Annotated in this window: 15 protein-coding genes; 4 read left to right on the top strand and 11 right to left on the bottom strand. The window is 70.7% G+C overall.

The window, feature by feature from the left end; all coding sequences use genetic code 11:
* Nucleotides 1–9: 9 nt before the first annotated feature.
* The gene (locus Q0D57_RS07865; protein ID WP_291040883.1) at nucleotides 10–1,470 is read right to left on the bottom strand and encodes an LssY C-terminal domain-containing protein; all 1,461 of its coding nucleotides are present in this window, start codon (nucleotides 1,468–1,470) and stop codon (nucleotides 10–12) included.
* A gap of 163 nt (nucleotides 1,471–1,633) precedes the next feature.
* Here Q0D57_RS07865 and Q0D57_RS07860 point away from each other — a divergent pair, with 163 nt between their 5' ends.
* From Q0D57_RS07860 to Q0D57_RS07850, 3 genes are all read left to right on the top strand, one after another.
* Nucleotides 1,634–2,503, top strand: coding sequence for an ATP-binding cassette domain-containing protein (locus tag Q0D57_RS07860; protein WP_291040877.1), 870 nt, complete (start codon nucleotides 1,634–1,636; stop codon nucleotides 2,501–2,503).
* Entirely contained in the window at nucleotides 2,500–3,309 is an 810-nt protein-coding gene (locus Q0D57_RS07855) for an ABC transporter permease (protein ID WP_291040872.1), read from the top strand. Before Q0D57_RS07860 ends, Q0D57_RS07855 begins: the two co-directional genes overlap by 4 nt.
* Before the next feature lie 125 nt (nucleotides 3,310–3,434).
* Nucleotides 3,435–4,376 (top strand): MDR family oxidoreductase, encoded by a 942-nt coding sequence (locus Q0D57_RS07850; RefSeq protein WP_291040986.1) that lies wholly within the window; start codon nucleotides 3,435–3,437, stop codon nucleotides 4,374–4,376.
* 42 nt (nucleotides 4,377–4,418) lie between these two features.
* Here the strand turns inward: Q0D57_RS07850 and Q0D57_RS07845 are convergent, their stop codons facing one another.
* The 3 genes from Q0D57_RS07845 to hemB all read right to left on the bottom strand — a co-directional run bounded on the left by Q0D57_RS07845 (nucleotide 4,419) and on the right by hemB (nucleotide 7,261).
* A complete protein-coding gene (locus tag Q0D57_RS07845) occupies nucleotides 4,419–4,793 on the bottom strand; it encodes a hypothetical protein (protein ID WP_291040869.1) in 375 nt (124 codons plus the stop codon).
* Between the two features lie 93 nt (nucleotides 4,794–4,886).
* A complete protein-coding gene (locus tag Q0D57_RS07840) occupies nucleotides 4,887–6,266 on the bottom strand; it encodes a glutamate-1-semialdehyde 2,1-aminomutase (RefSeq protein ID WP_291040866.1) in 1,380 nt (459 codons plus the stop codon).
* Nucleotides 6,266–7,261 carry a porphobilinogen synthase gene (hemB, locus tag Q0D57_RS07835; RefSeq protein ID WP_291040865.1) on the bottom strand — a complete coding sequence of 332 codons (996 nt, stop codon included), beginning with the start codon at nucleotides 7,259–7,261 and terminating at the stop codon, nucleotides 6,266–6,268. The genes Q0D57_RS07840 and hemB overlap by 1 nt, the downstream gene beginning before the upstream one ends.
* 116 nt (nucleotides 7,262–7,377) lie before the next feature.
* Between hemB and Q0D57_RS07830 the strand changes: the two genes are divergently transcribed.
* Entirely contained in the window at nucleotides 7,378–8,022 is a 645-nt protein-coding gene (locus tag Q0D57_RS07830; protein ID WP_291040862.1) for an alpha-ketoglutarate-dependent dioxygenase AlkB, read from the top strand.
* A 33-nt stretch (nucleotides 8,023–8,055) separates the two neighbouring features.
* Here the strand turns inward: Q0D57_RS07830 and Q0D57_RS07825 are convergent, their stop codons facing one another.
* The 7 genes from Q0D57_RS07825 to Q0D57_RS07795 all read right to left on the bottom strand — a co-directional run bounded on the left by Q0D57_RS07825 (nucleotide 8,056) and on the right by Q0D57_RS07795 (nucleotide 13,152).
* The gene (locus tag Q0D57_RS07825; RefSeq protein ID WP_291040859.1) at nucleotides 8,056–8,871 is read right to left on the bottom strand and encodes a uroporphyrinogen-III synthase; all 816 of its coding nucleotides are present in this window, start codon (nucleotides 8,869–8,871) and stop codon (nucleotides 8,056–8,058) included.
* On the bottom strand, nucleotides 8,868–9,815 hold the full coding sequence (hemC, locus tag Q0D57_RS07820; protein ID WP_291040856.1) for a hydroxymethylbilane synthase: 948 nt from the start codon (nucleotides 9,813–9,815) through the stop codon (nucleotides 8,868–8,870). Before hemC ends, Q0D57_RS07825 begins: the two co-directional genes overlap by 4 nt.
* A complete protein-coding gene (locus tag Q0D57_RS07815; protein WP_291040964.1) occupies nucleotides 9,812–11,002 on the bottom strand; it encodes a ferrochelatase in 1,191 nt (396 codons plus the stop codon). The genes hemC and Q0D57_RS07815 overlap by 4 nt, the downstream gene beginning before the upstream one ends.
* Before the next feature lie 74 nt (nucleotides 11,003–11,076).
* Nucleotides 11,077–11,823, bottom strand: a complete 747-nt coding sequence (gene hemQ, locus Q0D57_RS07810) for a hydrogen peroxide-dependent heme synthase (protein WP_291040854.1) — start codon at nucleotides 11,821–11,823, stop codon at nucleotides 11,077–11,079.
* Nucleotides 11,824–11,946: 123 nt separating this feature from the next.
* Nucleotides 11,947–12,240: a DUF3618 domain-containing protein gene (locus Q0D57_RS07805; protein WP_291040852.1), complete on the bottom strand. Its 294-nt coding sequence runs from the start codon at nucleotides 12,238–12,240 to the stop codon at nucleotides 11,947–11,949.
* Nucleotides 12,237–12,644, bottom strand: coding sequence for a phage holin family protein (locus tag Q0D57_RS07800; protein ID WP_291040850.1), 408 nt, complete (start codon nucleotides 12,642–12,644; stop codon nucleotides 12,237–12,239). The genes Q0D57_RS07805 and Q0D57_RS07800 overlap by 4 nt, the downstream gene beginning before the upstream one ends.
* 22 nt (nucleotides 12,645–12,666) lie before the next feature.
* The gene (locus Q0D57_RS07795) at nucleotides 12,667–13,152 is read right to left on the bottom strand and encodes a YtxH domain-containing protein (protein ID WP_291040848.1); all 486 of its coding nucleotides are present in this window, start codon (nucleotides 13,150–13,152) and stop codon (nucleotides 12,667–12,669) included.
* Between the last annotated feature and the right edge of the window lie 85 nt (nucleotides 13,153–13,237).

Below are 13,237 nucleotides of genomic sequence, written 5' to 3'. Positions count from 1 at the left end.
GCCTGGGGTTCAGGCCGCCGCGCTCCGGGCCGCGGGAGTGCGCGCCGCCTTCCGCTCCGCTCGCGCCGCACGCCGCTCGAGGGCCCGGCGGTGCGAGAAGCTGCGCGCATCCGTGCCCGAGAGGGCGAGCAGCACGAGCACGTCGAACGAGAGTCCGACGAGGTTGGTCTCGAGGGTGATCTGCGGCCCGCCGTTCACGAAGTCGAGGGCGGTGATGAGGATGGCGGCCGAGCTCAGCCCCATGGCCGTGAACCGCGCCCAGTTGTGCCCGTGGTAGATGAGGTAGGCGAGCACCGAGTACAGCGCGGCGATCAGCAGCGCGATGGTCACGAACAGCGCCGCCACGAGGGAGGTGAGGAAGAGCGTGTCGTCCGGGGTGAGCGCTCCTGTGACGCCGCGGAAGTCGAGTTCTCCGTCGCCGATCGAGAACGCCACGACCACCGCCGCCGCGAGGGCCGCGAGCACCCGCAGGGCCATCAGGAGCACGCCCAGGTAGAGCGACGCGGGTCGCCGCACGCTCTTGATCGGCTGCTCGGAGAACACGGCCGACGGCGTCGGCGCGATCGGCCGCTCGGCTTCCGGCAGGGATGCCTCGAGACCGCCGGGTGCATCCGGATCGGGGGCGGGCACCCCCCGCAGATCGACCACGGGCAGGTCGCCGTCGGTCACGATCGCGTCTCCGCCGCCGTTCACGTGGTGGTAGCCGGTCGAGAAGTTGCGGATGAGCTCCACCGTGGCCTCGGGGTTGCCCTCGGCGAGCGAGGCCACGATGTGGTCGCGTTCCTTGTCGGTCTCCTTGTCGATGCGGTGCGTCACCTGCAGCGTGAAGAACGAGATGCCGATGCTGCGGTCGTAGGTGCCGGCCGCCAGCCAGTCGGCCTGGTGACCGCCGGGCAGCAGCCACCCCGGCGGGCAGCGCCAGAAGCGCACGTGGTGCCGCTTCGAGGGGTTCCCCGAGACCTCCTGCTGGTAGGTGAAGTCCTGCACGGTGCCGAACAGGTAGAGCCGCGAGACGGGGGCACCCGGGTAGCTCCGGCGCAGCAGCGTTCCCCGCACGGTGCGGAGGGCCGAGGTGAGCCCCATGTCGTCGGCCTGGTGCCAGCCCGCGGCGAGCATCGCGGCGTGCACCTGCTGCTCCGTGCCCCGCAGCGCCACGTTCACGGGGTCGCCGAGCAGGCCCTCCCTGGTCTTCGCGCGGCCGATGAAGTAGTCGGGCACGTAGAAGAGGGTGAGGATGCTGTGCACGCGCGGCAGCAGGAGGTAGGCCACCACCACCCAGAACACGAGGAGGAACCAGAGCTGGCCCCAGCCCTTCGCGAACGACTCCGTGGCCACGAGAAAGGCGAGCCAGCCGATCGAGAGCGTGCCGAAGAGAAAGAACAGGCTGTCGACCACGAGGCCCACCGAGCCCCGGAGCGTGCGACGCCGGATGTGCTCGACGAGACCGGCGTCTTCGAGCTCCTCGGTCACACGCATCCTTCCCTCAGAGGGATTCTCTCAGGATTGCGGCAATGCTGTGACAACCCCGAGCCGCCACCTCTAGGGTTGAAGGGCGGCCGCGAACTGCGGGCCCGCCCCGGACACCGACAGGACCACATCGATGCCCACTGGCGTACCAATCGAATTCTCCGGTTTGACGAAGACGTTCGGCCAGGTGAGCGCGGTCTCGGACCTCACCTTCACGGTCGAGCCCGGCCAGGTCACGGGCTTCCTCGGGCCCAACGGCGCCGGCAAGACCACGTCGCTCCGCATGCTGCTCGGGCTCGTGCGCCCGACCTCGGGAACGGCCACGTTCGGGGGCACCGCCTACGCCAAGCTCGACTCACCCCTCCAGACCGTCGGAGCATCGCTCGAGGCCGCGAGCTTCCACCCCGGGCGGAGCGCCCGCAACCACCTCGCGGTCTACGCGCAGTCGGCGGGGCTGCCGAAGACGGCACCGGATGCCGCACTCGAGAAGGTGGGCCTGTCCGGCTACGGAGACCGCAGGGTCGGCGGCTACTCGCTCGGCATGCGGCAGCGTCTCGGTCTCGCCTTCGCCCTGCTCGGCGACCCGGGTGTGCTCGTGCTCGACGAGCCGATCAACGGCCTCGATCCCGAGGGCATCAAGTGGATCCGCCTGCTCCTTCGCGCCATGGCCGCCGAGGGCCGCACGGTGCTGATCAGCTCGCACCTGCTGAGCGAGGTGCAACAGACGGTCGACGACGTCATCATCATCTCCCACGGCACCCTCGTGCACCGCGGGGAGCTCTCGAGCCTCGACACCTCCGACACCAAGCAGGTGCAGGTCAACGCCGAGGATCGCGACCGACTCGCCGCCGTGCTCGTCGACGCCGGCTACCAGGTGTCGAACCTCCGCTCGGGAGTGCTGGTCGAGAACGCCGACGCCGCCACGATCGGACGGCTGGCCTTCGAGGCCGGCATCCCGCTCACGGGGTTGTCGCAGAAGCGGACGGGACTCGAGGAGAGCTTCCTCACCCTCGTCGGCGAGGAGGGATCGCTGTGAGCGCGGGATACCTGGGCGCCGTGCGCTCCGAGTTCACGAAGGTGCGCACCACCCGACTGTGGTGGGTGCTCCTGGTCATCATGGCGGCGTACGTCGCGCTCTGCGCGGGTGGCATGGCGGCCATCCTCGGCGGCCTCGGCGGCGGCGCGAACGGGCCGGCCATCCCCGAGGCCCAGCTTCCGCTGCTCGTGTACAGCTTCGCCACGTCGGTGGGCTACGTCTTCCCCGTGCTCTTCGGGGCCCTCGCCGTCACGAGCGAGTTCCGGTTCCAGTCGCTCACGCCGACCTTCCTGGCCAATCCGCGCCGCGGAATCGTGCTGGGCGGCAAGGCCACGACACTCCTGGTCGTCGGCGCCGTCTTCGGAGTCGTCGCCCTGATCGCCTCCATCGGGCTCGGCGCCTCGCTCCTGGCCGCGTTCGGGATCGACCCACTGCTCGGCGAGCCCGACACCTGGGCCTTCGTCGGTCGCTCGATCCTGGCCATGGCGCTCTGGTCGGCCATCGGCGTCGGCCTCGGCGTTCTCGTGCCGAGCCAGGTCGCCGCCATCGTGATCGTGCTGGCGTTCACGCAGTTCGTCGAACCGCTGCTGAGGCTCGCTGCGAGCTTCACCGACTGGTCGGCGCAGGTGGCGCAGTTCCTTCCGGGAGCGGCGAGCGACGCACTCGTCGGCGCCAGCATCTACACGGCGATGTCCGGCGGCTCGGCCGGCCTCGACTGGTGGCAGGGCGGCCTCGTCCTCGTGGCGTACGCGGCGATCGCCACGCTCATCGGGTTCTTCACCAGCTGGCGGCGCGACGTCTCCTGACGTTCGCCGGAGCGCCGGAGTAGCGTTGGTCGGGTGCCGGTGCGCGGCATCCCACCGGCGGAGGAGGACTCGTGACCCAGGCTTTCGTGACCACCGAGAAGGGTGCGCCGGCCCGGCTCCTCGAGATCGACGACGAGGAGTTCTTCGAGGGCACGGGTGGTGACCAGGCGGTCGACCTCGACGTGCTGTTCTCGAGCATCAACTACAAAGACGGCCTGGCTCTCCTCGGTCGCCCGGGAGTCGTGCGGGAGTGGCCCCTGATCCCCGGGATCGACGTGGTCGGCCGCGTCTCCGCCAGCCGGTCCGACCGCTTCTCCGTGGGTCAGCTCGTGCTCCTGAACGGCGACGGCATCGGTGAGTCCCGTCACGGCGGTCTCTCCACGAGGGCTCGGGTGCGACCGGATGCGCTCATCCCGCTGCCCGAGGCTCTGTCACCACAGCGCGCCGCCGCGGTCGGCACCGCCGGGTTCACGGCCATGCTCGCCGTGCTCGCACTCACCGACGCGGGTGTCGCACCGGAGTCCGGCGAGGTGCTCGTCACCGGGGCCGCCGGCGGTGTCGGCTCCCTCGCGATCTCGCTGCTCGCAGGCCGCGGGTTCTCCGTGGTGGCCTCGAGCGGCCGGGTCTCGGAGCAGGGCGACTACCTGCGCGGGCTCGGCGCCTCGCGGGTGATCGACCGCTCGGAGCTCTCCTCGCCCGGAAAGCCCCTGCAGAGCCAGGCTTGGGCGGGCGCCGTGGACTCGGTCGGCTCCCACACCCTCGCGAACATCCTGGCGCAGACCCGCTACGGAGGCACGGTCGTGGCCTGCGGCCTGGCCCAGGGGCCCGACCTGCCCACGACGGTCATGCCCTTCATCCTCCGGTCGGTGACGCTGACCGGGGCCAACTCGGTCGAGGCTCCGCTCGCGCTGCGCGAACGCGCGTGGGCGGCGCTGGCCGACGAGCTCGACACGGCCGCGCTGGACTCGCTCACCGAGGTCGTCGGCTTCGGGTCGGTCGTCGAGGTGGCCGGGCGCATCCTCGAGGGCGGCGTGCGGGGGCGCACCGTGGTCGACCCGGCGCTCTGACGTCCAGCCGCTGCTCTGCGATCCGGCCGGAGGCGTCCGCTGCTATTCGATGATCTGGGTGCCCTCGAGCGGCGGCAGCCGCAGCGCGCGCAGGAGCTGCACGGAGTGCGAGGTCGTCACGATGATGCGCGAGAACTCCTGATCCTCGAGATCGATCACCACCGAGGTGCGGGTGCCCTTGACGAGCAGGAAGTCCTTACCGTCGTGGAACTTCCACGTGCCCACGGCGAGGGTGAGCGGTACGGCCGCGCCCGGAGCACGGATGCCTCGCACCCACACCCACGGATCGTCGGTCAGCGCGGCGGAGCGGATGCTCTCGAGCGGCACCACGATGTCGGTGCGTCGGAAGGACAGCATCTTCTCGGCCCGCGTCAGACGGATCTCGAGGCGATCGGTGTGGACGAAGAGAACGGCCATGCTCCTATCCTGCCGTGGCTTGCCTGAAGAACGGCAGGATTGGCCCGGGGGATATATAACGATTCAGGAATCCAGCCCCCACAAACCGCAGGATCACGCCGGTCGGGAGGCCCCGGCCGCGGCCCGCGCCGCCGCCGGGAGCGCCGCGATGATGCGGTCGATGGCCGCCTCGTCGTGGGCTGCGGAGACGAACCACGCCTCGTAGACCGACGGTGGCAGCGAGACCCCCGCATCGAGCATGGCGTGGAAGAACGGCCCATAGCGATAGCCCTGCTGCGCCTGCACGTCGGCGTAGTCACGGGGGGCCGCCTCACTGCCGAAGGTGAAGCTGAAGAGGTTGCCCGCCCGCTGGACGCTGTGGGCGACGCCCGCCTCGGCGAGCGCCTCCGAGACGGCCGCGGAGACGGTGCGGGCCGTGGCGTCGAGCGCGTCGTACACCGCGGCATCCGCGAGCCGGAGCGTGGTGAGGCCGGCGGCCACCGCGATCGGGTTCCCCGAGAGCGTGCCGGCCTGGTAGACGGGCCCGAGGGGGGCGAGGTGGTCCATCACGTCGGCGCGACCGCCGAGCGCCGCGAGCGGCATGCCGCCGCCGATGACCTTGCCGAAGGTGATGAGGTCGGGCACGTAGGCGGGCACCTGGTGCGCGTCCGGCGCATCCTGGTGCACCTCGGCCACCGGCCGGCCCGCGTTCTCGAGGCCCCACCAGCCCGCAGCGCCCACCCGGAAGCCCGTGAGCACCTCGTCGACGATGAGGAGCGATCCGTGCGCGTGGGCGATGTCGGCCAGCGCGGCGTTGAACCCCTCGGCCGGCGGCACGATCCCCATGTTGGCCGGCGCCGCCTCGACGATGATCGCCGCGATCTCGCCGCCACGCAGCCGGAAGACCTCGCGCACGGCGTCGAGGTCGTTGTAGGGCACCACGATCGTGAGCGCCGCTGTCGCGGCGGGGACTCCGGCGGAGGCGGGGAGGGCGAGCGTGGCGAGTCCCGAGCCCGCCTCGGCCAGCAGGGAGTCGGAGTGCCCGTGGTAGTGGCCCGCGAACTTGATCAGCACGTCCCGGCCCGTGAAGCCCCGAGCGAGCCGGATGGCCGTCATGGTGGCCTCGGTGCCGGTGGACACCAGCCGGAGCTTCTCGATGGGGTGCACGCCGCCCGCCTGCACGCGCTCGCGCACGAGCTCGGCGAGGTCGGTCTCGGCCGGCGTGGTGGCGCCGAAGCTGAGGCCGTGCGCTGCCGCCTTCTGCACGGCCTCGACGACCTGTGGATGCGCGTGGCCGAGGATGGCAGGGCCCCACGAGCTCACGAGATCGACGTACTCCACGCCTTCGGAGTCGGTGACGTAGGGACCACGTGCGGAGACGAGGAAGCGCGGAACGCCGCCCACCGAGCGGAAGGCGCGCACGGGCGAGTTGACCCCACCGGGGATGGAGCGCTGGGCGCGCTCGAACTCGGCGGCGTTGGTGGTGGCGGACATCACAGACCCTTCAGCGTTCGGGCGACCTCGACCGCCCAGTAGGTGAGCACGGCCTCGGCACCGGCCCGGCGGATGCTCGTGAGGGACTCCAGGATCGCGCGGTCGCGGTCGATCCAGCCGTTCGCGGCGGCCGCCTCGATCATGGCGTACTCCCCCGACACCTGGTAGGCCCAGGTGGGCACGGAGACCGCGGCGGAGACCTCGGCCACGAGATCGAGGTAGCTCAGCGCGGGCTTGACCATCACCACGTCGGCGCCCTCCGCCACGTCGAGGAGTGCTTCGCGGACCCCCTCGCGACCGTTCGCCGGATCGAGCTGGTAGGTCTTGCGGTCGCCGCGGAGGGTCGACCCCACCGCCTCCCGGAACGGTCCGTAGAACGCCGAGGCGTACTTCGCCGCATAGGCGAGGACCGCGACGTGCTCGAAGCCGTCGGCGTCGAGGGCGGCACGCACCGCCGCCACCTGGCCGTCCATCATCCCGGAGAGCCCGAGGAGCGCCGAGCCGGCGCGCGCCTGCTCGACCGCCATGTCGCGGTAGCGCACGAGCGTCGCGTCGTTGTCGACGGAGCCGTCGGGCGCGAGCACGCCGCAGTGCCCGTGGTCGGTGAACTCGTCGAGGCAGAGGTCGGTCTGCACCACGAGGGCCTCTCCCACCTCGGCGGCGACGAGGCGGGTCGCGGCGTTGAGCACGCCGTCGGGATCGGTGGCGGCACTGCCCGAGGCGTCCTTCGCCGAATCGGCGGGCACGCCGAAGAGCATGACCCCGCCGAGGCCGACCTCCGCGGCCTCCGTGACCGCGCCCTTGAGGCTGTCGAACGTGTGCTGCACCACGCCGGGCATGGACTGCAGGGGCATGGGCTCGACGATGTCGTCGCGCACGAAGAGCGGCAGCACGAGCTGCGCCGGGTCGATGCGCGTCTCCGCGACGAGCCGGCGCATGGCCGGCGTGCTGCGGAGGCGACGGGGTCGCACAGCGGGGAAGACTCCTTGATCCATGCTTCCAGCTTATGTCGGCCCGGTGCGAGCGAGCCGACCGAGCAGAAGCTGTGGAGAACGATCCGAGTTCTCCACAACCCTCGAACATAGTTTCGAATGTCTGTAGGGTGGCCGACATGGATCTCGTGTATCAGTCCTCCCTCTTCGACGACCTCGACGCCGACCCCGGGCTCGGCCCGCTCGGCTCCACCGTGCAGCGCACCGAGCTCGGCCAGGGCGCCTGGGTCGACGTGCGGCCGGGGTGGCTCTCCAACTCCGACTCGCTCTTCGAGCGCCTCGCCCTCGACGTGCCGTGGAAGGCCGATCGCCGCGAGATGTTCGACCGGGTGGTCGACGTGCCGCGCCTGGTCGCTCACTTCGGCCGGGGAGCCCATTACCCCGATCTCGTGCTCACCCGGGCTCAGGATGCGCTCAACGACCACTACGGGCGGCCCGCCGGTCAGGTGTTCGAGACGGCAGGACTGTGCTTCTACCGCACCGGAGACGACAGCGTCGCCTGGCACGGCGATCGCGTGGGCAGGGCGATCGACCGCGACACGATGGTCGCGATCGTCTCCGTCGGTGCGGAGCGCACGCTCTCGGTCCGGCCCAAGGAGGCCGGCGACGGCCCGCGGGAGACGTTGAGGTTCCCCGTCGGCCACGGAGACCTCGTGGTGATGGGCGGCAGCTGCCAGCGCACGCACGAGCACGCGGTGCTGAAGACGAAACAGGCGGTGGGTCCGCGCATCAGCGTGCAGTTCAGGCCGGTGTGGCCCTCGTGACCGGGTCAGTGTGAAGGGGGCAGTATGACCGGATCAGTGCCCGAAGTCGTCCGTCTCGGCATCCGGGTCGGCCGCTCGCCGCGCGTTCGCGACCTCGATCACCGCGTTGATGAGCGATTCGGCCGAGCGCCCCTTGGCGATCACGTCGACCCGCAGGCCGTAGGCGCGGGCGTCCTCCGCCGTGCGGGGCCCGATCGCCGCCACGAGGGTCGACTCCGGAATGGGGCCGAGCTGCTTCTGCACCTGCTCGGCGACCGATCCGGAGGTCACGAACACGGCGTCGATCGCACCCTCGGCGATGTCGGTGCGGATCTGGGGATCGACCTCCACGCCGATCGTGCGGTAGGCCACGACCGATTCGACGGTGTGACCGCGCTTGATGAGCCCCTCGGTCAGCACGGGCTTCGCGATGTCGCTGCGCAGGGTCAGCACGCGGAGTTCCGGGCCGAACTGCTCGAAGCGCTTGAGCTCGCGCAGGAGCCCCTTCGCCGAGTTGTCCTCCGGCGGCACCAGATCCACCTTGTAGCCGGCGGCGGTCAGAGCCGCGGCGGTGGTCTCGCCCACGGCGGCGATGTGGGTCGAGCCCGGCACCACCGCCTGATGAGCCGTGAGCACGTCCACGGTCGTGGCACTGGTCATCGTGAGCCAGTCGAAGCGCCCTGCCGCGAGCGCCTCGAGCGCCCGATCGAGCGTCTCCGCGTCTTCCGTGGGCGCGAAGTTGATCATGGGTGCGACGATGGGCTTCGCCCCGACGGCGCGGAGGTCTGCGGCCACGCCGTGACCCCACGGACCGCCACGCGGAACGAGGATGCGCCAGCCGCCGAGGGGCCGCTTCGACCAGGCCGTCACGCCGACTCCTCCGGGCCGGGTCCGCTGAGGGGCGCGATCTCCGCCGCACCGTCCTCGAGGAGCTGGGTGGCCACCGCCTGGCCGAGCAGCTCGGCCACGAGGTGGTCGTCGCCGAGGAGTTCGGCGCTGCGTTCGCAGCCGAGTTCGGCTGCTCCATCGGGCTGGTACACGGTGGCCGAGAGCTCGAGGAGATCGGCGGTCACGGTGGCGGTGGCCCCGATGGGGGCGGCGCACCCCGCCTCGAGGGCGGCGAGAACCGAGCGCTCGGCCAGAACAGCCGTGCGCGTGGCGGAGTGCTCGATGCTCAACAGTTCGGGAATGCTGTCGCCCTCTCGGATTTCGATCGCGAGTGCACCCTGTCCCGGTGCGGTCGGCCAGATGTCGAGCGCGAACAGTTCGGATGCTGCGTCCAGCCTACCGAGCCTGGCAAGCCCTGCCGACGCGAGCACGACGGCGTCCAGATCCCCGTCGCGCACGCGAGCGAGTCTGGTGTCGACGTTGCCCCGGATGTCGACGATCTCGAGGTCCGGTCGCAGCGCGAGCAGCTGGGCCGCCCGTCGCGGTGAACCGGTGCCCACGCGCGCGCCCTCGGGCAGTTCGTCGAGCGTCTGCCCGTCGCGGCTGCACAGGGCGTCGCGCGGATCCTCGCGCTCGGGCACCGCACCGATCGCGAGTCCCTCATACGGAGCGGTCGGCAGATCCTTGAGGGAGTGCACGATCATGTCGCACTCGCCGGCCACGAGGGCCTCGCGCAGTGCGCTCGCGAACACGCCCGTCCCGCCGAGGCTCGCGAGCGACTCCTTCGACCTGTCGCCCTCCGAGGTGATGATGACGACATCGATCTCGACACCGGTCGCCTCGTGCAGGGCGGCCACCACATGACCGGTCTGCGCCCGGGCGAGAGCACTGCCCCGGGTGGCGACGCGCAGCGGCCGCGAACTCACGGCGCTATTCCGGAGACAGCGGGCTTGAAGCCGAGCCGCACGTTCTCGCAGCAACCGGGGCGGCAGACGTCGTACCACGGTCCGAGCTGCGTCACGGCCGGCCGCGCAGCCACGGCGGTGCCGTGAACGCGCTCGAGCACGAGGTCGACGAGACCCTTGACGTAAGCGGGGTCGATACCGGGCGTGGGCGTGCGCACCCCGTAGAGGCCGTGCTCCTCGCAGCTCGTGAGCGCCTCGTTGTCGAGATCCCAGAGCACCTCCATGTGGTCGCTCACGAAGCCGAGCGGCACGATCACGACGGCACGGATGCCACGGGCGGGCAGCTCGGCGATCGCATCGTTGATGTCGGGTTCCAGCCACGGCTGGCTCGGCGGCCCGGATCGCGACTGGTACACGAGCTGCCACGAGATGGCCGGGCCGGAGGCTCCGGTGCCGGTTCCGCCCGTGCCACCGCCGGCCGCAGCCATCATGACCACCTCGGCCACGGCCTCGTGCTGTGCGGCGTAGGCACCGCCTGCGCCGAATCCGCGGGCTGCAGGGCCAGAGCGATCGGCATCGGCCGTCGGGATGGAGTGGGTCGTGAAGAGCACCTCGACCTCGCGCGCGAGATCGATCCCCTCGAAGCGCGCCTCGATGTCGGCCAGAGCGTCGCGCACGCCGTCGATGAAGGGGCGCACGAATCCGGGGTGGTCGAAGAACTGCCGCACCTTGTCGATCGTGATGCGTCCGCCGAGGCCGGTCTCGTCGAGTGCGATCGCGAAGTCCTCGCGGTACTGCCGACAGCTGGAGTACGAGCTGTAGGCGCTCGTCGCGACGGCGATGAGCGAGCGGTAGCCGCGTTCGTCGGCCTCGACGAGGGCGTCGCGGAGGTAGGGGTCCCAGTTGCGGTTGCCCCAGAGCACAGGCAGGTCGAGGCCGCGCTCGGCGATCTCGGCCTCGAGTGCGGCCTTGAGGGCGCGATTCTGGGCGTTGATCGGGCTGATTCCGTCGAAGGCGCGGTAGTGGTGCGCCACCTCCTCGAGCCGCTCGTCGGGGATGCCACGGCCACGGGTCACGTTGCGGAGGAACGGGATCACGTCGTCCTGCCCCTCCGGCCCGCCGAACGAGGCGAGCAGGATGGCGTCGTAGGCCACGGGCACGGTGACGTGCTCCGGACCGTGCAGAGCAGCCGGGCTCGCCGCGAGCACGACGGGGGCGGGGGTGCCGGATGAATCCACGGCCGAGTCCGCTCCGGCGTCTCCGGATCCCAGGTTCACGGCGCTCACTGCAGCACCTCCACGATCTCGGCGACCTCGATCCGGCGCCCCGTGTAGAAGGGGACCTCCTCGCGCACGTGGAGCCGCGCATCCGTCGCCCGCAGGTGGCGCATGAGGTCGACCAGGTTCAGCAGGTCGTCGTCTTCGAGGGCCAGGATCCACTCGTAATCGCCGAGCGCGAACGACGCCACGGTGTTGGTGAGAACCGAGCGGTACTGAGCACCCTGCCGGCCGTGCTCGGCGAGCATTCGGCGGCGCTCCTCCTCGGGGAGGATGTACCACTCGTACGAGCGCACGAACGGGTAGACCGTGAGCCACGCCGCCGGCTCCTTGCCGCGCATGAACGCGGGGAGGTGGTTGGCGGAGAACTCGGCGTCGCGGTGCACGCCCATCGCGTTCCAGGTGGGGAGGAGGGTCACGAACAGGCTCGTGCGGCGCAGCTGGCGGAGCGCCCACTGCAGGGTCTCGGGCACGCTGCCGTGGAGCCACACCATGATGTCGGCATCCGAGCGGAGGCCCGAGACGTCGTAGATGCCGCGCACCATGACGTCTTCGTCCTCGATCATGGCGATGGCGGCGTCGACCTCCTCGAGCGCGCCGGCCACGTCGTGCCCGTCGATCGCGAGCGGCTGGTCGGGGTTGCGGCGGAAGACGGCCCAGAGCGTGTACCCCACCACCGGAACGGGGTCGGATCCCTCGATGTCGCGGGCGGTGTGGGTCTCGGTGGGTGCGACTGTCGGGTCGTCAGTCATGATCCTCTTCATTTCGGTGCGGTGTGGTGCGGCGGTGCTGGGGGTGTTGCTGATGGTGAATCTGTTGCTGCTGCTGTTGCTCTCGCTGACCAGCGGATGCGCCGCGAGGCGCCCGCGGGATGGCTAGCGGCGAGAGGCCGAGCGGTAGCCGAGCACGCCGACGGTCACGACGAGGGCGGCGGCTCCGGCCACGACCGCGGCGAAGGCCGCCGGGTTGGCAGCCTGGAAGCGCTTGACTCTGCTCTTCACGCGGTGCGCGGCGTGCCTGGCCTGCTTGGGCACGTTGAGCCGGAACTCGATCGCGTCGAGCGTGGCCCGGAGGTCGGCGCGGGTCTTCTCGATGTCGGCCTGCAGCTCGGTGCTGCTGCGGTCGGCCGGCGAGACGGCGGCCTTCGACTTGTCCGCTGCTTCGCTCATGGCTGGCCCAATCCCTTGACCGTGTTGATGTCCTTCTTGATGCTCGAGATCGCATCCTCGGGCACGGGTGGCAGGCCCTTCTTCAGCGACGAGACGCCGACCAGGACGAGGATGGCGGTGAGGATGAGGAGCCCGCCCGCCACGATCAGAGCTGCGAGCCAGGCCGGAAGCGCCGTGGCGATGCCGAGCACCGCCGCGGCGATCAGGGTCGCGAGAGCGAAGAAGGCGAAGAGGGCGGCGGCCACGAACAGGCCGATGCCGATGCCGAGCTTCGCCAGCCGCGCGGTGAGTTCGCGCTTGAGGTTCTCGATCTCGTCTTTCAGGAGCTGGATGACGAGCGTGGGGAGCTCGGCGAACAGGGAGACGAGCGAGCGGCGAGCGCGCTTGTCGCGTTCTTCGGTCACGGGGTGTACTCCAGTTCTCGGGCTACTCGCCCGAATCGGACGAGTCGGACGTCGCGGCGCCGGACGTCGCGGCGGTGGGCTTCGCAGAGGTCGTCTTGGCGGAGGTCGACTTCTCCGCGGACGGCTTCGCGGTGGTCGACCTCGCGGGGGCGCTCTTCGCAGCGGCCGGCTTGGCCGCCGTGCCGGCAGCGGAACTCGGCCTCGTGGCGGGCTTCCGAGCCGTCGGGGCCTTCGACCCGGGGCGGCTCGACTGCTTCGGGTCGCTCAGCGGCTCACGACCGATGAGCGAGGCGAGAGCGTTGCGGGCCTGGCGCGACAGCTTGGCCTTCGCCACGTCGACACGGGCTCCGGCGATCTCCTGCACCTTCTCCACGCCGGCCTGAACGGTGGGAGTGCTCCACACCTTCTCGGCACCGGCCTTGATCTGCTCGTACCTCTCACGACCGGCGCGGGTGCCCAGGACATACCCTGTGGCCAGGCCGACGACGAACACGATCTTTCCGCGCATGTGATCTCCGATCGATGACTTCAAGGTCTCCACCAGCGTAGTCCTCTCGCTCTGGAGCCGCATGACGACGGCGGAGAGGTTAACG

The sequence above is a fragment of the Herbiconiux sp. genome (genome assembly GCF_023264895.1).
Taxonomy (GTDB): domain Bacteria; phylum Actinomycetota; class Actinomycetes; order Actinomycetales; family Microbacteriaceae; genus Herbiconiux.
Note: the sequence above shows the minus strand (reverse complement) of the source record. Positions and strands in the feature narration are given on the sequence as shown.